Here is a 24,972-nt window from a genome sequence, read left to right on the forward strand (position 1 = left end):
ACCTGTAGGAAACAGTTGATAGTACGTCACACTATCAGCGCTAGGATCAACCAGAAGAAGATATTTTTTACAACCAGGATCATTTCAGTAAATCAGCTATACATATGACATTACCTATGCATGGTAATCAAATGCCGGTGCCCTTCAAAAAGCACCGGAGGGGAATTATTACGGTTACAATACTGCTACTATTATCTGCCGGCGCACATGCAGCCGGAGAAAATCATACGGCCGGCAGCCGTATCGTAAAAGACTCGATTCCGGTGGGCACAGTGAAAGGACGTGTGACAGGTGCTGAAGAGAAAGTGGCGTTGCCTAACGTTTCTGTCGTAAACCTTTCTTCCAAAAAAGGTACAGTGACTACAGTGGATGGTGATTTTATGCTGGGTGCCCGCTCAGGTGACAGTCTGCGTTTTTCCTATATCGGAAAGAAATCCAAAGTGATACTCTACAGCGGCCAGGCAGTACTGAACGTAGTACTGAGTGGCACCGAGGGCAATCTGTCCGAAGTTGTCGTAACTGGTTATCAGAATGTTGATAAAAAGAAATTTGCCGGTTCTGCTGTATCTGTAAAAGCTGAAGATGTAAAAATAAACGGGGTGGCCGATGTAAGCCGTATGCTGGAAGGCCGCGTGGCGGGCGTCTCTATTCAGAACGTATCCGGTACTTTTGGTACCGCTCCCAAGATCCGTATCCGTGGTGCCTCTTCTATTAACGGTGATAACAAGCCCTTGTGGGTAGTAGACGGTGTAGTACTGGAAGATGTTGCAAACATCTCCAACGATCAACTCTCCAGTGGTGACCCTACCACACTGCTCGGCTCTGCGGTAGCCGGCCTGAACTCCAACGATATTGAGAGCTTTGATATCCTGAAGGATGCTGCTGCAACGGCACTGTACGGTGCCCGTGCGATGAATGGCGTGGTCGTGATCACTACCAAGAAAGGTCGTGCCGGTAAGACCGCTGTAGCATATAGCGGCAACTTCAGTACACAGCTTAAACCTACCTATGGAGACTTTAATATTATGAACTCCGCCCGCCAGATGTCTGTCCTGGGAGAACTGGAACGTAAAGGTATTCTTACTTCCGATATTCTTTCCCGTGGTGATGTTGGTGTGTACGGAAAGATGTATGAAATGATACAGACCGATGAGAATGGTCACTTCCAGCTGGAGAATACACCGGAAGCGCGTAAAGCCTTCCTCATGCAGTATGGCAGAGCAAACACGGACTGGTTTGACATCCTGTTCCGTAATAACTTTGTACAGGAACATTCTATCAGTGTATCATCCGGTACCGACCGTTCCCAGTCTTACTTCTCTACCAGTTACTATGGCGATAATGGCTGGACTTTAGCAGATAAGGTACACCGCTATACACTGAACTTCCGCAATAACTATAAACTCTCTGACAGATTTTCTGCAGGGTTTTCCACACTCGGATCAGTACGTCAGCAGAAAGCACCAGGCTCACTGACCAGGAATAGTAACCCTGTTGAAGGACAGTACGACCGCGATTTTGATATCAATCCTTTCAGTTATGCACTCAATACCAGCCGTACACTGAGAGCATACGACGATAAAGGTAACCTGGAATATTTCAGACGTAACTATACTGACTTTAATATTCTCAACGAGCTGCGCAACAACTACCTTTCTCTCAATGTAATGGACCTACGTTTGCAGGGAGATCTCGGCTGGAACATCACTAAGAAGCTAAAATGGGAATTCGTAGGTGCGCTGCGTTATGTAAAATCTTCCCGTGAACACCAGATCACAGAAGATGCGAACATGGCAAATGCCTACAGAGCTGCGGATAATGCAACCATTGCCGCAAATAATAAATTCCTGTACCGTGATCCGGAGAATCCGGATGCACCACCGGTGATCGTGCTGCCAGCAGGCGGTTTCTACAACCGCACAGAAGATCAGCTGGTGAATTATGACTTCCGTAATACGCTCAGCTATAAAACTACTTTCGGTAGTAATCACTCCCTGAATATCCTGGCTGGCCAGCAGGTGAAATACGCTGACAGACAAAATGCCTCCAATACAGGTTACGGTTATCAGTACAATAACGGTGGTGTACCTTACATAGACTACCGCATCCTGAAGCAGACCATTGAGGGTAACTTCCCTTATTATGGTATGGCCCGCGACTACGACCGCTTCGCTGCTTTCTATGGTACCGCTGATTACTCCTATGGGGATAAATACAGCTTCAGTGCAAATGCCCGTTATGATGGTTCTAACCGTCTGGGTGCTTCTACCAGTGCCCGCTGGCTGCCTACCTGGAGCGTTGCTGGTCGCTGGAACCTCGACAGGGAAAGCTTTATGCAGGATTTCTCTAACCTGGATTATCTCTCCCTGCGCGGAAGTTATGGTCTGACCGCCAGCATGGGACCTGCTACAAACTCTAATATCGTATACCAGACAGTTAACAGCCGTCGTGCACACCTGAATGAGGTGGAATCAGTTATTCAGCTGGCACATCTGAAGAATACAGAATTAACCTGGGAAAAACTATATACTTCTAATCTTGGCCTGGAAGCCGGTCTCTTTGACAGACGTGTAAATGTGACTGTTGATGTGTACAGCCGTAAGAGCTTTGACCTGATCAGCATTATCAAAACAGCTGGTATCGGTGGTGAACTGTACAAAGCCGCCAACTATGCGGATATGACTTCCAAAGGTATTGAGTTAATGATCGGTGGTGAAGTTATACGCAGGAAGGTGTGGGGATGGAGAACGAACCTGACATTCAGCTACAATACCAATAAGATCACCAATGCGAAAAACTCTCCATTGATTTTTGACCTGGTAGCTGCGGAAGGTGGTAACAAAGAAGGTTATCCGGTTCGTAGCCTGTTCTCACTGGATTATAAAGGGCTTGACCCACGCACCGGCGTGCCCACTTTCGTGACCTCTGATGGTAAAACCAGCTCTAACATTGACCTGCAGGACGACGCAACAGATAAGCTGGTATACCAGGGTCCGGTAGATCCTCCTGTTACAGGTGGATGGAACAACACCTTCCGTTACAAAGCACTGTCATTAAACGTATTTATGACCTATCAGTGGGGTAACACGATCCGTCTGTACCCGGCGTTCAAAACATCTTACTCTGACCTGGATGCCATGCCCAATGAATTCTACGATCGTTGGGTAATGCCGAATGACGAAACAAAGACCAACGTGCCTTCTATCCTGGATGCATATGAGCAGACATTGCTGGGTGGCGCATATCCTTATAATAATTACAACTATTCCACAGAGCGCGTGGCCAAAGGAGATTTTATTCGTCTGAAAACTGTCTCGCTGACTTACCAGTTACCTAACAGCTTTATTAAAAGAACAGGCCTCAGCAGTCTGGTAGTAACAGGTGCTGCCAATAACATGTGGCTGATCTATTCAGATAAAAAGCTGAAAGGACAGGACCCTGAGTTCTTCAACGCGGGTGGTGTAGCACAGCCTATACAGAAGCAGTTCACATTATCTCTCAAAGTTGGTATCTAAAAAAAGACAGTATGCAAAGAAAAGCGCTATATATACTCTTAGCTATTCTCCCGTCTGTAACGGGTTGTAAAAAATACCTGGATCAGCAGCCAGACAGTACCTGGACACAACTGGATACACCTGAGAAGGTGAGCCAGTTACTGGGCACAGCCTATCCGCAGGCTAACTATATGGCTTTCACAGAAGCCTCTTCAGATAATGTGGCAGATAAAGGAACGGGTGTGGATCTGCGTACCAACAGGGATCCATTCTATTTCGAAGATGTACAGAACGTAAATCAGGACTCACCTGAATATTACTGGGCCGCTGCCTATACCGCTATCGCGGCTGCAAACAATGCACTGCTCGCCTGCGAAAAGGCAACAGATACTGCTGCTTACAGCCGTCAGAAAGGAGAGGCGCTGGTAGCACGTGCCTATGCACATTTTATGCTGGTGAACATTTTCTCTAAAACCTATGATTCGGTTACTTCAAAGACAGATATGGGTATTCCATATGTTACGGAGCCCGAAGATGTGGTGTTCAAACAGTATGACAGAAAGACGGTATCCTATGTATATGATCAGATTGAAAAAGACCTGCTGGCTGGTTTACCACTGATCCGTGATGATAAGTATAAAGTTCCCAAATACCACTTTAATCAGAAGGCGGCGTATGCATTCGCAGCAAGATTCTACCTATACAAACGGGATTATAAAAAAGTGGTAACCTACGCTGATTTGTCCGTTCCTTCCAGTGATGCGCTGACTTATTTGCGCCCATGGAATACTTCCTATATGTATAAAACTCCTTTGGAGTTGTTTAACGTATACTCCAACTCCAGCGAAAATGCCAATCTGTTGCTGGTAGAGACCAATTCAATGTATGGACGTTACCTTGGGCAATATCGTTTTGGTATGAACTTTCCAATGTATAGAAATATACTGGGTTCAAATGCGACAGGTGGCGAATGGTGCTATCCTGCTTATACCTATAGTACAGCGGACTACTTTGTACCTAAGCTGAGTGAATATTTTGTAAAGGAATCAGTTAATGCGACCATCGGTTTCATTTATACGATGGTGCCGTTGTTCACTGCTGAGGAAGTGTTGTTCAACAGGGCAGAAGCTAATGCATACCTGGGTAATACAGCAGCAGTACTGGACGATCTGAACAAGTATGCCAGCACACGTATCACCAATTATGATGCTACCGACCATGCCGTTACAGTGGCGAAGTCCAAAACTTACTATGGTGTTTCTGATAACCGTGATGCCCTGCTTGCCACTGTGCTTGATTTCAAAAGAGGAGAGTTTGTACAGGAAGGTATGCGCTGGTTTGACCTGATGCGTTACAAAGCCGCGATCACGCATGTGACCAGTCAGGGAGAAACATTGATACTCGGATCGGATGATCCACGCAGGGTGTTTCAGTTACCTGTTACAGCCAAGACTTCCGGTTTACCTATGAACCCACGCTAATCACCTACTCAAGATCTATACGCAAAGCGCATGAAAAATATAAAGACATTATTACTATTACTTACTGCGGTTTTCTTTGCCGCCTGTAGTAACGACGACGATCTCAGTGATCTGAAAGATATTCCCGGACTGGGAGGAGACACCTGGGATAAGACAGCCCTGGACAAATGGTTATACGACACACTGGTTGTGCCTTATAACATTGAGGCAAGATACAAATGGGACCAGTTTGAATTTGACCTGAACAAGACACTGGTACCACCGCAGGAAGCCATGGTGAAGCCTGCATTACAGTCTATCAAAAAAGTATGGATAGATACTTATGTAGCAGAAGCAGGTCTTGAGTTCTTCCGTAAGAACAGTCCGAAGTTCCTGATCCTTTGTGGTAGTGCCAGCTGGAATGTGGATAACGGAACCATTACATTGGGTACAGCAGAAGGTGGTCGTAAAGTGGTGATCTATTCCATCAACTCTTTCCGTATCAAAGGTATGCCTAATTATAAACCTTCTGACTCGGCTACGTTAAAGCAGATCTTTCACGTAATAGAACACGAATTCGGGCATATTCTGCATCAGACAATACTTTATCCGCCTGCATTTAAAAATATCTCTGCCGGCCGTTATTCTGCCAACTGGACAAATATCAGTGATGATGAGGCGCATGCCAATGGTTTCATCACGCCTTATGCCATGTCAGGATATGATGATGACTTTGTGGAAATGATCTCCCTGATGCTGACTGATGGTCGTGCAGGATTTGAAAAGCTGATCGCCAGCATCCCGGAAGGTACTTCTACCAGCGGTGTAACACAGGCACAGGCTATCTCTGCGCTGCGCCAGAAAGAATCTATGGTCGTTGCTTACTTCAAAACTGCGTGGAATATTGATTTCTACAGTTTACAGACCAGGAAAAGAAAAGCAGTAGAAGCACTGATCTACTAAGCATTACCACAGCATCATTTGAAAACTACGAAAAGACTAAAGATATTATGTTAAAACGCTTACTCCTGATATGCTTCTCCCTTTCCGTACTGGCAGCTTGTCAGAAATCGGATGAGGACGTGTTCAGTGCTCCGCCTGATACCCGCCTGAATGATACACTGAAAAAATATGGTGATATACTGGCTACCGCTCCTTACGGATGGAAAGGTCTGGTATATCCTTCCGGTCTTGAACATGGCGTATTCTCTTTCTACTTTGAGTTTAACGATTCTAACAGGGTGAAAATGTATGCAGATTTTGATTCTGCATCTGCAATAACGGTAGCAGAAAGCAGCTATCGCCTGAAAGCGCTGCAACAGCCATGCCTGTTGTTTGATACCTATTCTTACCTGCACGTGTTGAGCGATCCGGATGCGTCCGTAAATGGTGGTGTGTATGGTGAGGGATTGTATTCCGACTTCGAATTTGCGATAGAAGGCATGCGTGGTGATACCATCCTTCTGAAAGGAAGATATCATGAAAGTAAAGCGGTACTTATAAAAGCAACCGCTGAGGAGCAGGCTGCATATAAAGGTGAAAAGTCTAATCGCCTGATCGATAAAATAGGTACCTACCTAACTTATTTCAAACGTCTGACATTAAATGGCAAATCCTATGATGTCGCGTTTGATGAGGCCAGCAGAACAACTACCATCAGCTGGGTAGATGAAAGCGGTGCTAACCAGACCGTGACGACAGGATATTATTATACACCAAATGGTGTTGCTTTTGCGCCTGCGGTAAATGTAAACGGTGAAACAATTGCTTCGCTGGATAACCTTACCTGGAGCGCTACATCTACTACACTGAGTTTCACTGCTAATGGTAACACCGGTACTATCAAAGAAACGGCTAAACCATTAGTGATAGATAAAGATGCTGCTAAGGCATGGTGGAACGAGAAGCAACAGACTGGTAGTTACTGGATCACTGTTGAAGGTTTCCATGTAGATGGTAAAGATGATGCTTATGGCATTCAGCAATTGCCTAACTATTCTTTTACTATATACAACCCTCAGTTCGAACTGAGCGACGGTTCCCAATATGAGTTACTAGGCATTATTACCAATAGTGGTAATGGCGCCGAGCTTAGCTATGGACCTGCATTTACTACGCCGCCGACTTTCAGAACAGATGGCCGTATCGTGTTCTCTTACGTAGGCGTACTTGGAGAACTTCCTGAAGGGGAGACCGCTGTGTCCAACACAACTACCAAGATGTCGGAAACCCAGGGTTTCTATCTGGTAAAAACAAGCAGCGGTTACGACATGGTGAACGCTAAAGACGGCAAATCCTGGATATCCTGGTTTTAACAATCCTAAAAGAAAGTTATTCACATGAGACGGTACTTTACTAATTCTTTTTACAGGAGCTTGTTGTTCATAGCAGTAGGACTGCTGGGTATACTGCCTGTTAAAGCCCAGGTTGATATTAAACTTGGCAACAGTACATCCGGCAGCGAGATCAGCTGGTATCCCTGTCCCCTGCAGGATTATGAGCGGGGCGCCCGTGCACAGTATCTTTATCTGGCTTCAGACCTGCAGGCTGCGGGTATGGGCGCAGGTTCAATTAGTGCGCTGGGTTTTAATGTGCTTAACCTGCGTGGAATGGGCCTCGTAGAAAATTATGTAATAAAGGTAGGTTTCGTGACATTGAATAACCTGGATGAGACCAGGTGGGAAACTGTAACCACACAGGTATATGGTCCTACCCATTATCAACCGGTAGCTGGTTATAATAAATTTCAGTTTAATGCCCCGCTTACCTGGAACGGATCTGATAATATCATTGTAGAGGTTTGTAATGGAGATCCGAATGGTGGTACCAGTAACGAAAACCCTGAAGTGGCTTTTACGACGATGATGCCTTATAAGGCTGCTCACACCTATAGAGGCGATGATGGCACTGAGTGTGGTACAACGGCTGTTTCTAATACCGGTGAACTGACCACCCGTCCTGATATCCTTTTTACGTGGACTGCGGCAGCTGCCTGTACAGGCACACCGACAACTGGTACAGTGGTAGCTAATGCAGGTGAACTTTGTTCAACCGGTAAAGTGTATCTGTCTCTGAATGGTACAACACTTGCTTCTGGTCTTACTTTCCAATGGCAGTCTTCAGCTAACAATAATAGCTGGACAAATATCAGCGGTGGTTCTTTACCAAGTATCACGGTGTCTCAGACAGCGAGTACCTGGTACCGTTGTATAGTAACCTGTGCTTCTGGGAATGCGGCTACTTCAGCCAGTTTACAGGTGGCGACACCAGCTGCGGTGAGTGGCACATTTACCATTGACAGCAGACTGGCAACCGGTGGTACTAATTTCCACTCTTTCGCTGATGCGATCAACTTTATCAGATGTGGTATTAATGGTAATGTAGTATTCAATGTAGCTGCCGGTTCAGGTCCTTACACCGAGCAGGTACAGATACCGGCTATCACCGGTGCATCCGCTACCAGCACGATCACTATTAATGGTAATGCTGAGATACTGCAATACCAGTCTTCCAATGTTAAAAAACAGTACACACTTGAGCTGAATGATGCAGATTATGTAACTATCAATAACCTGCATGTTAAAGCCGAATCAGTGGACTGGTCTAAATATGGTATTCCTGTTCATCTAACCAATGATGCAGATAACAACACGATCAGCAACTGTGTCATTGACAACACTCTCACTACTTCAAATGATCAGTATGGAGGTGCTGGTATAGCATTAACCGGAGGTCCTGCATTAACAGATGATGATGCCAAGTGTGATAACAATACACTTATTAATAACACTATCACCGGAGGTTTCTATGGTATCTCCCTGTTGGGCGGACAGTTTACTTCTGTAGCCGGCAATAAGGTGATCAATAATAAAATATACGATGTACACAATGCAGGTATAAAACTGCAGGGTACATTCAATACATTGGTAGATGGTAATGAGGTTAGTAACCCGACCAGAACGACCCAGTGGTCATTCTTTGGTATTGAGCTGAGAGCACTGAATACAAAAGCTGTTGTTAACGGTAACCGTTTACATAGTCCTTATAGCGCCATGCCAGGTTTTGAAAAACCTGCTGTTGGTATACAGGTAGATATGGTGGTGGCACTTACAACCCTGGAAAATAAAATTACCAATAACCTGATCTACGATATGAACAGCGGTGCAAATGTTACCGGTATTAACTGTTCCTATTCTAATAACATCTGGTTCTATCATAACACGATCGTCCTGGATGGTGCTACTAAACCAGGTACGTATGAGACGAAAGGTTTCACGGCTGATAATGGCGCTGGTGGGCTGGAGTTTAAAAATAACCTGATCTACATCTCCAGGGCTGGCAACTTTAAAAAGTATGCCATGTATACAGATGGTGCTGGTGCTGGTCTCGTGTCCGACAGAAACGCATTCTTTATTTCTCCTACCACTACAAACGCCTTCATCGGTTATGACGGCCAGGACGCTGCCACACTTGCACAATGGCAGAGTATATCAGGTCGCGAACAGGGATCAGTATTTGGTGATCCGTTGTTCGCAGATACTGCAACTGGTAATTTCAAACCACAGAACAGTGCGATCAATGATAAAGGTCTGTACGCAGACGTAGCCGTGGATATCACAGGTGCTACACGTAGTACTACAGCCCCTGATGCCGGTGCATATGAGTTCACTCCACCGGTATGTACTGCACCTCCGACGCCTGGTACGGCTACCGTATCAAAAGCGATCGTGTGTCAGAATACATCGGTAATGCTGGGGGCGAGCGGAAATTCTATTGGCATCGGTCAGACCTATCAGTGGCAGACTGCCGTTGCTCCTGCTGGTCCTTTCACTTCCATTGGTAATGTCCTGAGCAGCCCTGATACAACTATCACTGCTACTGCGACATTGTACTATCGCGTGGCTGTGACCTGTAGTGGTAACACCACCTACGCTACTCCGGTATTACTGACTGTCAATCCGGCAATGGCCCCTAATACATATACTATTAATAAGAACGCCGCTGCTTCTGCGACTAACTTTACCAGCTTCACAGCTGCGGCAGATGCATTGTCCTGTGGTATCACCGGCCCGATAGTATTTAACGTAGTACCTGGTTCCGGTCCGTATAATGAACAATTGATTCTTGATACGATTAAAGGTTCTTCTGCGGTAAATACGGTCACTTTTAACGGTAATGGTAATACGATTGCTTATAGCTCTGATTTAACGACGGAGAGAGCCGTGGTTAAATTGCGTCATTCCGATCACGTAATTATCGATAGTCTGAATATCGACGCCAGCGGCCCTGGTGAATTTGGTTATGGCCTGCATATCATGGATCATGCAGACAGTAACATTGTACGTAGATGTACCATCCAGTTAAGCACCAATGAAAGCTGGGGTAAAACAACTGTAGTGATCAATGGTAGTGGCATGGAAGATGGCTCCAGTTACAATGCTTCTTATTGTGATGGTAATCTTATCGAGCAGAATAACATTATTGGTGGATATGTCGGTGTGACTTTATTTGGTAAGGAAGAATATCCGGTTGTCAATAACCGTATTGTAAATAATAATATAACTGACTTTGCGGAGAGTGCAATTTTCACACAAGGTACACTCAATACAGTTATCTCTGGTAACAAGATCAGCCGTCCTACGCGTGACAACAACTTCAATGACTTCTACGGTATAAGGGTTGGATTCAGCGACGGAATACTGATCGAGAATAACCGTATCTCTAATCCGTATGGTGGTAACAAAACTGTTTATGGTGGCTTTACCGGTATCTCTGTAGAACAAACCAGAGGTAAAGGCTGGAGCATTGTAAGTAACAATATCATTCATGCTACCGATGGTAGTGGTTCAAATGTAATAGGTGTCTATGGTGGATTTGCCAGCAAGACAGGTATCTATCATAACACCATTGAAATTGAAAGTTCTCCGGAATCAGATGTCTATGGTTTCTCACTGGATGCAGGTTCAGATAGCGTTGCATTTAATAATAATATCGTTAGCATAAGAAGTGCAGGCAGCACCAGATTTGACAGGATCGGTGTGAGAGTGAGCGATATAAGCAATTCAGTACTGAGCACCCGCAATAACAATATCTATCTGGCAGCAACAGGCAGAGCCTATATTGCGAAGCTTGAACAGGCTACGGTAGCAAATATTGCTGATTGGCAGGCTAGTCCATTCGGTGCCGGTTCTATTAGCGTAGCGCCGATCTATGTAGATGCTACCAATGGTAATTATGCACCGGTGATCTCTCCATTTGATAATGCGGGTATACCAGTGGGTATAGCTAAAGATATTATCGGCACTAACAGAAGTACTACTACTCCTGACCTGGGTGCATATGAGATCAATATTCCTGCATGTACTGCGCCTCCTACACCTGGTACTGCAACTGCTACGCCTAACAGTGGTCTCTGTCTGGGTGATACAGTGAAACTCAACCTGACAGGTAACTCTCAGGGTGGTACCCAGACCTACCACTGGCAACATGCAAAAGCTGCTGCCGGTCCTTGGACCAGCTTCGGTGAATGGCAGTTTGTGCCAGATATGGTGACGCCAATGACATTTGAAAACTATTTCCGCTGTATAGTAGTATGTGGAACAGATACCACTTACTCTGCAGCCGTACAGGTGAATATGAACGCAGCATTCGCTGCTGGCCTTTATACGATCAATCCTGCTAAACCTGCCGGTGTGACTAACTTCCAGTCTTTCACCAAAGCTGTAGAAGCCCTGGAATGTGGTATCGATGGTCCGGTTGTATTTGACGTAGCACCAGCTACTTATAATGAACATATCAGAATGCATGAAGTAGCGGGCGCAGGTCCTGACAGCAGGATTACCTTCCGCAGTGAGAATGGAAATGTAGCAGGTGTGGTGTTGACTTATAAATCTCCTTATGACAGTAACTATATCGTTGCACTGGATAGTGCCAGCTATGTGACTTTCCAGGGTATTACCATGAAGTCAACTGATAACAACTACGGTAAAGTGATCGTGTTGTCAGGTACAACTTCTTATGATAGCATCCTCAATTGTAAACTCAGTGCGCCACGTCAGATCAACAGCAGCACAGATGTCGCTGTGATCATCGGTGAAAGCTACCTGGGTAAGAACATGGTGATCAAGGGTAACACGATTGAAAATGGTTCTGCAGGTGTATACCTCTATGGTATCGGTGATCAGAGCCAGTCTCTTGACCACGTGATCGATAGTAATATCATCAATAACAGCTTCAAATGGGGTATCTATTCTCAGTATACCAGCCGTTTGCAGATGACCCGCAACATTATCAACCTGGACGGTGATATGAGCAGCACGGGTTATGGTATGTATGTGTTTGAGTCTGATACCGCATGGCAGATCAATCATAATACCATTAATATCCTGAATTCATTGTCTGGCGACAGGATCTATGGTATACAAGCAAGATGGGGTAATACAACTACCTACGCGCCGTTTGAGATCATCGGTAACAAGATCATTGCACTGACCAATAACAAAGCATCTATTTACGGTTTACACACCGGAGATAACAGCAACTCAAACGTTATCAATAACGTGATAAGTGTGGTGACTGCTCATAAAACTGTATACGCACTGTATGTAGATGGTGATAAGTCAGCTACTTACTATAACAATACAATCTATAACGGCTCTCCTGATCTGTCAGGTAAAACAACCAACATCACCGCCAGATTCAGAGATGATGAAGGTAGCAGTGTGGTCGTGAGGAACAATATCTTCAGTCATGGTGCCGCAGGTATCGCGCTGGATATGGGCAGTGTAACAGGAGAAAACACGGATTATAATCTGATCCACTCTTCAGGCGCTGTACTGGCATCCAGCAATTTGTATAAAGATGCTACCCTGGCTTCATGGGTAGGTCATACCGGACTGGATGTGCACTCTATTTTCTATAAACCAGCTATCAACCTGAATGACGGTAGCCCGATTGTGAATAGTAGTGACGTATGGGCCCTGAATGGTCGTGGTGTACAGATGCCATGGAATAATCTGGATATCAATGATCAGGCAAGGTCTGTGACGCTACAGGATGGTGTGCCGGATCTGGGGGCATATGAATTTGTACCTACATCGACACCTGCACTCCTGACCGCTGTACCAGCCACACCAGCCGCAGGCACTACTCAGCACTTCATGATGGGTTCTGACAGCGTAATGTCTATCTCATGGGCCGCAGGTGCACCAGTGCCGGCTACTGTGAATATCAGAAGATATACAGGAACAACGCCACCAAATGTATCTGCATCCGTGGAAAAAATGTACTTCTATAATGATGTGGAAACAACAGGTTCCGGTACATATGACTTCTCCGTGAAGACATTCTACATGGACCCTTGGCAGGGCTTTGTGAGGTCACAGTCTCAGCTGGGATTAGGAAGAACTGACGCAGCGGATAAATGGCTGGTAGGCGATAGCAGCAAAGTAGATGAGTTCAATAATTATATCACAGAACCTAAGTTGAGCTTCCTGGATAAATTCACAGGTCTGGTGGATAGTGCAAGGGCCGTAGTGCCGGTTGTGATCCCGCCAGCAGATAGCTCAAACAGAGGAACGCGTTTCTGGGTGGCATACGGTCACCATGAGTTCTTCCCGGGTGATAATGATCAGGACATGGTATTGTACCTGAGTGCACAGGAGGCTGCGGATGTAACTGTTAAAGTGAATGGTACAAACTGGATCAAACATTATCATCTGGATGCAAATACTACATTATCTACAGACAGAATACCAAAGAATGGACTGGAAGATGCCCGTCTCGTAGCAGAAGGTCTGTTTGACAGAGGTATCAGTATCGAGAGTGATAAACCGATCGTAGCCTATGCGCATATCTATGGTGAACAGTCTTCCGGTGCAACCATGTTATTGCCGGTAGGTACCTACGGATATGAATATTATGCACTGGGTTACAACCAGGTGTATGGTGCCGGTGACTACTCATGGGCTTATGTGATCGCAGATCAACCGAATACAGTCGTAGAAATCACGCCTTCCGTGCCTACTGCTACTGGTCATCCCGCTAACGTACCATTTACAGTAACATTGAATAAAGGTGACGTATACCAGGTGTTAGGTGCAAGAGTAGACGACAGAACCGGATACGATATAACCGGAACAAGGTTCAAAGCAGTATCTAACTCCATCGGAAAATGTTATCCGATCGCTGTATTCTCAGGTAGTAGCCGTACAAGTGTAAGTTGTGATCCGTCTGGTAGTGGTGGAAACGGAGACAACATCATACAACAGTGTTTCCCTTCACAGGCATGGGGTAAACGTTACCTGACCGCTCCGACATCTACAGACGAGGACCCTTCAAAGATGATGGGTAACGTATACAGGATTATGGTAAAAGATCCGGCAACGGTTGTGAAAGTGGATGGTACCGTACTGACAGGGCTTAATAAAGGACGTTTCTATCAGTATGTAAGTGAAGCACCTACTTACATCGAGGCAGATCAGCCAGTGATGGTTGCCCAGTATATGGCATCATGGGGCAGATGTTTTAATACCGGTGGCTATGGTGATCCTGAGATGATCTATCTCAGCCCGATCGAACAGGGTATTAACAAACTCGGTTTCTATCGTAATACGGAGGAAGGCATCCAGACAAACTATCTGACACTGATCATTCCAACAAATGGTGTGAGTAGTCTGAAGATCGATAACAGCACACTGGTAGACTATAAATATCCTCACCCTTCTTTACCGGGCTATACTGTGGTAGTAAAACGTTGGGATGCTACTCAGGCACAGACCTATGTAGAAAGTGACTCTGCCTTTACAGCGATCACTTACGGTCTGGGTGAAGATGAAAGCTACGGTTACAACGCCGGTACGCTGGTAAGAAACCTGAACACACGTACATCTATCTCCAATGTGAATAATGGTACAGGTGCTTCGAATGATTACACCTGTGTGAACACGCCTTTCCGTTTCACATTTATCTCTACAACTACACCAGCTACATTACAATGGAACATCAGTAAAGTAAGCAACATTACGCCTGCAGCTGACGTGATCCAGAATGCACCGGTACCGGTTGATTCCTTTATCGCTAACGGTAAGAAATACTACCGCTTCGCGATCGATGCAGACTACTCCTTCTCTCAGGCAGGTACTTATTATGTACCAGTTGTCATGCAGGATCCAACATTTGAAGGTTGTGATAATAAGATAGAAACTTATCTGCCGGTAACAGTTATCGCGGCACCAAAGGTAGACTATACCACAGCTTTCAATGGTTGTGTAAGTGACTCAGTGCACTTCACAGGTGAGGGTAGCACGATCAATAGTACTACCATCAGCAAATGGAAATGGGAATTTGGTAACAGCGCTATCGACAGCATACAGTCTCCTGTATACCTGTATAGCACGGGCGGTACCTACACCGTAAAACTGAGCCTGGTAGCAGCAGATGGTTGTATCGCTGATACAGCGAAAGACCTGGAAGTGAAAGGACCAGCAGAAGGTATACTGGTGAATGATTCTCTCACCGTATGTAGCGGTAGCAATATCAGTTTTGAAGTACAGAGCCCTGCGGCGGATGTAGTCTACAACTGGTACGATGCACCAACAGGTGGTAATTTAATCACTACCAACAGTACACTGAGTGTTACCAATGTTACCGCTAACGCGAAGTACTACCTGGAAACAAATAAAGATGGTTGCGCTGCACCTGTTCGTACAGAAGCAGAGGTGATCGTACTGCCACAGCTGACAGCACCAGTTGTTAAGCTGGACTCTACTGGTGTAAATGCCCTGCGCTTTACCTGGGATGCAGTCGCTAATGCCACAGGATACCAGGTGTCGACAGATGGTCTGAACTGGATCACGCCTTCTTCCGGCAGCCAGGGACTGTCTCATACCATCACCGGTTTACAACCAGTACAGGAAGTGAAACTGTGGGTAAGAGCACTGGGTTGTGCGCCAATGGATGCGGGTCCGGTAACGGGTACTACATTGCTGGATGGCATCTATATCCCGAATGCTTTCACACCTAACGGAGATGCGGTGAATGATGACCTGAGAGTGTATGGTAGCATCGTGAAAGATCTGCACCTGATGATCTTCAACCAGTGGGGAGAGAAACTGTTCGAATCCGACGACCAGAACAGAGGATGGGATGGTAGCTACAAAGGCAAACCGCAGCCATCAGGTGTGTATATGTATGTATGCAGAATGAACCTCACAGATGGCACAACGGTAGAAAAGAAAGGAATCATCAACCTGATCAGATAACCATGACGACATTCGTAACCAACATTTTCAACAACACGCAGGCAGCAATCCGTAAGGTCGCTGCTGCCTGCTTACTCACACTGTGCACCGTTAGCGTTATGGCGCAGGGACTGTCCAACAGAGGTAAGGAATTCTGGGTTGGTTATGGACACCATCAGTTTATGGAACCTGGTTTTACGAACAACCAGAACATGGTACTGTACCTCAGTGCGGAAGACGCAGCAACGGTAACAGTAAGTATTGATGGAACATCATGGACAAGAACATATAATATTCCTGCGAATAAGGTCATCGTCAGTGACCTTATTCCTAAAGCAGGATCAATAGACGCACGTTTATACTCTGTACCTCCCTCATACGGCGGTACCGGTGGCGAAGGCGTCTTCAGTAATAAAGGTATTCATATCGTAAGTGATGTGCCAATCGTTGCTTACGCACATATTTATGGAAGTGTATCATCAGGAGCTACTATGCTGATGCCGGTAGCTACCTGGGGATACTCCTACATCTCATTAAATAGCCAGCAGAGCTTTGCAAATGACTGTTTTTCCTGGATGTATATCATCGCAAAGGAAGACAATACGATGGTTGAGGTTAACCCCTCTGAGTCGAGCCGTAACGGACGTCCTGCGAATGTTCCGTTTACGGTGACACTCAACAAAGGCGATATCTACCAGCTGGTAGGCGCCCCTCTTGGCGGTGGAAAAGGAAAGGAACTGACAGGTACGACTGTCCGCTCTATCGCCAATGCATCCGGTAAGTGTTTCCCCATAGCTGTATTTTCCGGCAGTAGCCGTACCAGTATTAATTGCCCGGGTAATACCGCGGGTACCAGCGGAGATAATAATATGCAACAGGTATTTCCCTATCAGGCATGGGGAAAGCGTTACCTGACAGCGCCCATCTCCGGCAGAGCAGCAGCCAGTTTTCAGACCAACCCCTATAAGATAGTTGTGAAAGATCCTACCACTGTTGTAAAACGTAACGGTGTTGTGCTGACAGGTCTTTCAAAATCATGTTATGAATTTACCAGCAATACGGCTGACTATATAGAAGCGGATAAACCTGTGCTGTTAGCACAATTCATGGCCTCTCAGGGAGGTTGCCCCAATACCACCGGTATCGGAGACCCTGAGATGATCTATCTCAGTCCGATCGAGCAGGCCACTAAGAATGTGGCTTTCTACAGGAACAATGTGGAAAGGATAGAGGTCAACGGACTGTTACTCGTTATACCGGATAACGGTATCCCTTCCCTGAAAATAGATGGCGATAATACGTTTGATCTGACTTATCCACATCCGAATCTGCCCGGTTATACAGTGATCATCAAACGTTGGCCAGCCGCGGCTGCACAGTGTACGGTAAAGAGTGATTCGGCTTTTAACGCCACCACTTATGGTTTAGGTGATTTTGAAAGCTATGGGTATAATGCCGGTACATTTATCAACAACCTGAATGCCATCGGACAGATACATAATGAAGCAGATACCTCCAAACCGATGCATGCTTTCACCTGTGTGAACACGCCATTGGAATTGTCTGTACTGCTGACTTATCAGCCTACCAAACTGGAATGGCAGCTAAGCAAGCTGGGAGCTAATATTACGCCTTCCGCAGATGTAATACAGAACGCGCCCGTTCCTGCTAAAACACTGCTTATTGAAAAGGTACAGTATTATCAGTTCAACTTGCCCAATACCTATAAATTCCCGAATGCAGGTTACTATGATGTAACTGTATTATCATCTGCACCGCATATAGACAACTGTAATAATACAGAAGAAGTCAACTTCACCATCACCGTAAAAGGTAAACCTGATGCAATACCGGCCTACACATTCCCTACAGCCTGTGTACTGGATACGGCTTATTTCGCTGGTAAGGATAGCAGTAACGGCTATAAACTGAATCAGTGGACATGGACATTACCAGGCGGTATTGTTGCTACAGCGCAGCAGACGGCACAACGACTACCTGTTGGTACGCCTACGGTCGGGTATGCAGTGACGACTGAAGATGGCTGTGTGGCAGATACGAGCTTTAACCTGACAGTATATAACAAGCCAGTAGCAGATTTCGCCGTGACACCTGCGGCAGTCTGCGCTGGAAGTACCGTCACCTTTAGTGACAGTGCCACCTATGCAGGGCCTGTGTCTGTAAATGAATGGTACTGGGACTTTGGCAATGGAGCAACTACTACCAATGGTACGAACGCTGCCACATCGGCCAGCTATCCTGAACCTAAAACTTATACAGCAAAACATGTTGTAAAAGTCAGTGACCTGTGTGTGAGCGATACCCTAGACCAGAACATCACTGTATATGCTGCGCCGGTAGCTTCTTTTACGTTCCCGAACGACTGCATCGCGCAGGGGGAAGCTGTCGCCTTTACCAGTACAGCAACCACTCCCGACGGACAGGCTATTGCCTCCTACACATGGGACTTCGGAGATGCTAATGCAACACCTGGTAATCCAAATACATCGACATTAAACAATCCTGTGCATACCTATACCTACTATGGTTCCTATAAAATCCGGCACAGTGTGACGACCGTAAACGGTTGTGTGAAAGACACGTTAGTAACGGCCATATTCAATGTGAAGCCAGCATTAACGTACTCAAGTATCCCAGCTGTTTGCGAAAGCGTAAAGGGGACTATCTCCATTGCGCTTGCCGGGGTTACGAATGGCGTGACCGGGGCCGGTATCTACCGGAGCCCGTATATTGATACCGCCGGCAATTTTAGTCCGTCGGCCGCCGGAGCAGGAACCCATACGATCACGTATGTCTTTACCGCTGACAATGGATGTAAAGATTCTATCAGCACGACAGTGACCGTATTACCCGCACCCGTACCTGATTTCGCTGTAACAGCGGATGTGTGTCTGGGTACACCGGTAACTATCACAGACCAGTCAACGGTAGCCACTGGTACTATTACTACCTGGAACTGGCAGCTGGGAGATGGTACTACCGTTGTACACAACAACAGCAATGCATTTGATCAGCTGTATGCAAACGCTGGAACTTATGCACTGAAATTATCTGTGGTGAGTGACAATGGTTGTGTAAGCGATACGGTAGTAAAGAACACGGTGATACATACGGCGCCGGTGGCAGATTTTCGTTTGCCGGTAGCGATCTGTATGCCGGAAGGGAGTGCCGTATTCCAAAACCAGTCAGCCGCTACCGATGGTGCAGCCCTGACTTATGCATGGAACTTTGGAGATGGCAGTACTATTGCAACAGCGCAGCATCCATCACATACTTATGCAACAGGCGGTACTTATGCTATTACCTTATCGGTAGTAAGCGCGTATGGTTGTGCACACGATACTACTAAACAACTGAGTGCCTTCTTCAATAAACCAGTCGCTTCTTTCACGGCTTCTCCTGATACTTTATGTCAGGGTACAGATAACATCTTCGCCGATAAGAGCACTGTTGACAATGGAACAATCACTTCCTGGGCCTGGGAATTCGGTGATGGTAGTTCCGATAATGTAGCGGAGCCCGTTAAAAGATATGCAGCGCCTGGAGACTATACCGTATCACTGACGGTGACCAGTAACCGTGGTTGTATCTCTGATCCTTTCACGGCGCCTGTGACCGTATACCTGCAACCTGTTGTAGATGCGGGTCCTTCCTTCGTCGTGACAGAGGGTACGATCGTACAGTTTGCCCCTGTGGTGAATGGCGAAAATGAACTCTCTTTCAGATGGTCACCTGCAATGGGGCTTTCCAATCCGGAGATCCTGAGACCTACACTGACAGTAAAAGAAGATGGAGTATATACACTGACAGCAACAGGTCTGGGTGGTTGCACAGCGAGTGATGAACTGTCAGTGAAAGTGTTTAAAGAAGTGAAAGTACCGAATGCATTTTCTCCGAATGGCGATAATATCAACGATACCTGGGTGATCGGTAACCTGGCAGACTATCCGGGATGTACGATCGAAGTATTTAACCGTTATGGACAGCGGGTATTCCAGTCTACCGGTTATGATACGCCGTGGGACGGCACATTGAATGGACGTCCTTTACCATTGGCCACTTACTATTATGTTATAAAGATTAAGAATGGATATGCACCGCTGACGGGTTATGTAGTGTTGGTGAGATAAAGTATAAACAACTATTCAAAAAACATTGATCAAATAAAAAGCTGACATCATGAGAACTTTTACCAAAGCATTGTTGATGCTGTGCTTAGTGGGCCTTACCGGTAAAAAGCTGCAGGCGCAGTCCGACCCGCATTTCTCCGGCTACTATGTATATCCGGCCTGGCTGAATCCGGCACTGACAGGGATATTTGATGGCGATTATCGTGTATCTGCCATTTATCGTTCTCAATGGGGAAGTGTGAGCAGTCCGTTTAAAACGTACGGTATTGCGGGAGAGGTGAAGACAAACAATAACATCAACTTCGGCGCCAGTGTATTAAATCAGAAGGCAGGCGATGGTGGGTTTAATTATACTACAGCTTACGGTAGTGCTTCCTATACCGGTGTACGCTTTGGTGCTTTTGAGCAGCACAGGGTTGTCTTCGGCATGCAGATGGGACTCATTCAGCGCAGGTTTGACCCGGCGAAATTACACTTTGGTGATCAGTGGAACCCTATCACTGGTTACAATCCGGGACAGGCAACCAATGATATGTTCAACAGGACATCTTCCGCTGCATTTGATGCAGGTGCTGGTGTATTGTACTATGATGCGCAGCCAGGTAAGAAATATAATCTGTATGGCGGCTTCTCTGTCATGCACCTGAATAAACCTACTGATCAGTTCAGCGCTACAGGCGATGCCCGTATACCTATGCGTACTACTGCACATGCAGGTGTCAGGGTAATAATCTCTGAACTGTTCTCACTTACACCAAATGTACTGTATATGAAACAGGGTGCGGCATCAGAAAAGATGCTGGGTGCTTATGGTCAGTATACAGCTGCAGCAGAAACAGATGTCATGCTGGGTGCCAACTACCGTTTCAAAGATGCTTTCTCTGCGTATGCGGGAGTGAGCTACAAAAGCTTTATGCTCGGGTTAAGCTATGATGTGAACTCCTCCGATCTGGGTAAGATCACCAGAGGTGCCAACAGTTTCGAACTCTCTTTATCATTCATAGGCAGGAAGTCAGTGAAAACGCCGGCCGGTGATTTCGTTTGTCCAAGGTTATAAAGAAAAAATTATTGCATCATGAAGAAAGTATTTCTGACAGTTATAGGTCTGGCGGCCATTCAGCTGGCTTCGGCGCAAAATAAAGCAGGTTATCTGCGGGCAGCGGGCACTTACTACAAGCAGGCGGATTATTATTCAGCGTCTATGTATTATGAAAAATATCTGGCGGTGAATGGAAAGACAGGTGCCAAAGAATCATATAGTCCTTATGCGGCGCCGGGTGGATCAGTGAAACCAGCTCCATCCGCAGATGAAGTACTGGCAGCTTACCAGCTGGCAGACAGCTATCGTCACCTGCACGATCATGTAAAAGCAGCACCACTGTTTGGAAAAGTCGTAGCAGCAGACAGCACCCGTTTTCCGCTGGCAGCCTACTATCATGGAGAAAGCCTTCGGGCACTGGCACAATACGAAGTCGCAGAACAGGCATTTAAGACGTTTCTGGCGCATTACGATAAGAATGATAGTTACAGTGCTGCAGCTGAGCAGGAGCTGCGTAATCTCCCTTTTATTCGCGAACAGTTACATAAATCAGCGCAGTCCGATTATCATATAAGAAAAGCGTCCGCCACGCTAAATGCCGGCGGCGCTTCTTATGCACCTGTATGGGCCGGCGATCAGCTGTTGTTCACTTCTACCAAAGAATCTAATTATACGAACCGTATCTATCTCGCAAAAGATACGGTTGCTGCAAACAGGGCAGGCATTCCCCAGTCTTCCAAAACACATCAGGGTGCAGCTAGTCTTTCCACAGATAGAAATGTGCTATATCTCACGCAATGGACTGTTGCCGATGGCAGGAAATCTGCCGCTATTTATACCAGCCGTAAGGAAGGAGATAAATGGAGCGAGCCGGTGAAATTGGATGCTGTTGTCAATGTAGCAGGCGCTAACACGCAGCAGCCTTTTATCATGGCTGATGGCCGCCACCTGTTATTTGCCAGTGACAGGGCTGGTGGTACCGGTGGATACGACCTGTGGAGTGCTGAACTCGATGCAGCCGGTAAACCATTGTCTGTACAAAATCTTGGACCAGCCATTAATACTTCTTCAGATGAAGAAGCTCCCTTCTACCATCCTGCTTCCGGCACACTGGTATTTGCCAGCAATGGCCGGACGGGTATGGGAGGGTTTGACCTTTACTATGCAAAAGGTAATCTGGGGAAATGGGAGACACCGGTGAACTTCGGTTATCCCGTGAATGATGTGAAGGATGATATATATTTCTTCAGCCGCAGCAAATCCGCGTATATCCTGGAAGATGCCTGGTTCTCTTCTGATCGTTCTGCGGAATGTTGCCTGGAGTTATTCAGCGTGCACCTTGCTCCGCCACCACCACCAGTGAAAGAGGAGCCGGTTGTAGCCGTTAAACCTGCACCAACCCTGGCTGATACCATCCTGAATACACCGGTGAACACCGCGATCACTATCCAGGAGATCTACTATGAGCTAAATGAATTTATCCTGACACCTGCATCACATCCTGCGCTGGATAAGCTGGTGGATATGCTAAAGGCACATCCGCAGATGGAGATAGAGATCAGTGCGCATACGGATAACACGGGTAGTGCTGCTTACAACCAGCAACTGTCAGAAAAACGTGCACTGAACTGTGTGGCTTACCTGGAAGGAAAAGGTATTGACAGGAAACGCCTCCAGTACAAAGGATATGGCGCTACCAAACCGGTTGCACCTAACACACATCCTGATGGCACTGATAATCCAGCGGGAAGAAAACTTAACAGACGTATCGAACTGAGGATCTTAAAACAGTAGCGTATGCAGCTGAAGGGCATCATCATAGCGATAATACCTATACTGGCCTGGCCTTTACGGGTATTATCGCAACAGCAACCACATTACACACAGTATGTACTGAACACCTATATCATCAATCCGGCAGTAGCTGGTATCGAGAACTACTGGGACATCAAGGCGAGTCATCGTCACCAGTGGGCAGGAGTGAATGGTAGTCCGGTTACAACATATCTGACTGTACAGGGACCGCTGAGCAAGACTGACTATCCGCAGGCATCAGCTACCGGGTTTAATCCGGAAGGTGGTAACCCGAGAGGAAAGGCTTACTGGGAGTCTTATACAGCACCGCCATCACATGCAGGCGCAGGCGTCACCATCCTGAATGATAAGACAGGGCCGCTGAGCCGGTTTTCCATTGCGGGAACCTATGCGCATCATATCGGTATTGCACCAGGTACCAGTCTGAGTGCCGGTATCTCTGTGGGTGCACAACGTATTACGCTGGATGCAACGGCCCTGGAATTTCAGAATCCTTCTGATCCTGCTATTGCCGGCAGCACCGTATTAGGCCGTTGGAGACCTGATGTAAGCGTAGGCCTGTATCTCTATTCAGCGCAGTATTTCGCTGGCCTCTCTGCGCAGAATATTGTGCCTTCAGGTATCGGCTTTGATAATGGCAATGTGAAAGGGGACAGTGTGTATAGAGGAAAACTGGTGCCGCATCTGTTTGGAACAGCAGGATATAGATTGTGGCTGAATGAAGATATGACCCTGTTGCCTTCAGTCATGATCAAATACATCACGGCATTGCCCGTGAGCGTGGATATGAATGCTAAACTACAGTACCGTGACCGCATATGGATAGGGGCCTCTTACCGCCATAAGGATGGTATTGCAGCCATGCTTGGCATCAATGTCAATGCTGCTTTTAATGTTGGTTACGCTTACGACTATACAACTTCCGGACTCAATATAGCCAGCCATGGTTCTCATGAGATTGTAATAGGTTTTATGATAGGCAACCGGTTTGCGGACCTGTGTCCGCGTAACCTCTGGTAACGCTATCAGCATCTTAGTAATCCTGGAATGCTGCTTTAACTGAAACTTTTGATCGACACAATTCAATCACTTTAACTAATAATTTAAACCTAAATCGAAACATGAGAAAGATGTCTTTGTATGCATTAATGTTATGTGGTGTTATTTTCTTCGGCGCATGTGGTAAAGACGGTGAAGCCGGCCCTGCTGGTGCAAAAGGTGATACTGGTGCTACTGGTCCTGCTGGTACACCGGGTAAAGATGGTACTTCTGGTATTATCTACTCTGACTGGCTGGATGTAACCTATACTGCTGTAAGAGAAACAAGTGATGGTAACGGAAATGGCGTGCTGGATACTGTATTCTATGGTGCAGAGATCGAAGCAGCTAAGATCACCGAAGATATCCTGTCTACCGGTGATGTAAGAGTGTTTATCAACACTTATTCCGATAGCGAGAAAGACGTGGCGCCGCTGCCTTTCGTATCTCCTATCTCCGGCGCCACTATCAGCCCTTCTTTCTCTTTAGGATTGATCACCCTGATCGCAAATGGTGCGTTTAATACAGTTGAAGAAGAAGGTACAAAATATCAGCAGTACAGATATGTGATCATTCCCGGTGGTGCGGAAGCGCGTAAAGCGACCGGTATTGACTGGAATGACTACAAACAGGTGAAAGCATACCTGCACCTGAAAGACTAATAACCAGTAAAAGGTGATAAAAAAGAGGCTCCGGTTTTGGAGTCTCTTTTTTCATTTGTACTTTACCTGTTCT

10 protein-coding genes are annotated in these 24,972 nt (G+C 46.3%); all 10 read left to right on the plus strand.

Going from position 1 to position 24,972, the window contains the following annotated elements; genetic code table 11:
• The first annotated feature begins 104 nt into the window (after positions 1-104).
• The 10 genes from GWR21_RS24145 (at position 105) to GWR21_RS24190 (ending at position 24,899) form a co-directional block, all read left to right on the plus strand.
• Entirely contained in the window at positions 105-3,515 is a 3,411-nt protein-coding gene (locus tag GWR21_RS24145; RefSeq protein WP_162334190.1) for a SusC/RagA family TonB-linked outer membrane protein, read from the plus strand.
• An 11-nt stretch (positions 3,516-3,526) separates the two neighbouring features.
• Positions 3,527-4,975 carry a RagB/SusD family nutrient uptake outer membrane protein gene (locus GWR21_RS24150; protein ID WP_162334191.1) on the plus strand — a complete coding sequence of 483 codons (1,449 nt, stop codon included), beginning with the start codon at positions 3,527-3,529 and terminating at the stop codon, positions 4,973-4,975.
• A 30-nt stretch (positions 4,976-5,005) separates the two neighbouring features.
• A complete protein-coding gene (locus tag GWR21_RS24155) occupies positions 5,006-5,917 on the plus strand; it encodes a zinc-binding metallopeptidase (RefSeq protein ID WP_162334192.1) in 912 nt (303 codons plus the stop codon).
• 47 nt (positions 5,918-5,964) lie between these two features.
• Positions 5,965-7,269 carry a DUF4302 domain-containing protein gene (locus tag GWR21_RS24160; protein WP_162334193.1) on the plus strand — a complete coding sequence of 435 codons (1,305 nt, stop codon included), beginning with the start codon at positions 5,965-5,967 and terminating at the stop codon, positions 7,267-7,269.
• A 24-nt stretch (positions 7,270-7,293) separates the two neighbouring features.
• A complete protein-coding gene (locus tag GWR21_RS24165) occupies positions 7,294-16,215 on the plus strand; it encodes an Ig-like domain-containing protein (protein WP_162334194.1) in 8,922 nt (2,973 codons plus the stop codon).
• A gap of 2 nt (positions 16,216-16,217) precedes the next feature.
• Entirely contained in the window at positions 16,218-20,345 is a 4,128-nt protein-coding gene (locus GWR21_RS24170; RefSeq protein WP_162334195.1) for a PKD domain-containing protein, read from the plus strand.
• A gap of 49 nt (positions 20,346-20,394) precedes the next feature.
• Complete coding sequence (locus GWR21_RS24175) at positions 20,395-21,402, plus strand: PorP/SprF family type IX secretion system membrane protein (RefSeq protein ID WP_162334196.1); 1,008 nt, start codon at positions 20,395-20,397, stop codon at positions 21,400-21,402.
• A gap of 18 nt (positions 21,403-21,420) precedes the next feature.
• On the plus strand, positions 21,421-23,178 hold the full coding sequence (locus tag GWR21_RS24180; RefSeq protein WP_162334197.1) for an OmpA family protein: 1,758 nt from the start codon (positions 21,421-21,423) through the stop codon (positions 23,176-23,178).
• Positions 23,179-23,181: 3 nt separating this feature from the next.
• Complete coding sequence (locus GWR21_RS24185; RefSeq protein ID WP_162334198.1) at positions 23,182-24,219, plus strand: PorP/SprF family type IX secretion system membrane protein; 1,038 nt, start codon at positions 23,182-23,184, stop codon at positions 24,217-24,219.
• Between the two features lie 101 nt (positions 24,220-24,320).
• Entirely contained in the window at positions 24,321-24,899 is a 579-nt protein-coding gene (locus GWR21_RS24190) for a collagen-like triple helix repeat-containing protein (RefSeq protein ID WP_162334199.1), read from the plus strand.
• Positions 24,900-24,972: the final 73 nt, after the last annotated feature.

This window comes from Chitinophaga agri, assembly GCF_010093065.1.
GTDB lineage: Bacteria > Bacteroidota > Bacteroidia > Chitinophagales > Chitinophagaceae > Chitinophaga > Chitinophaga agri.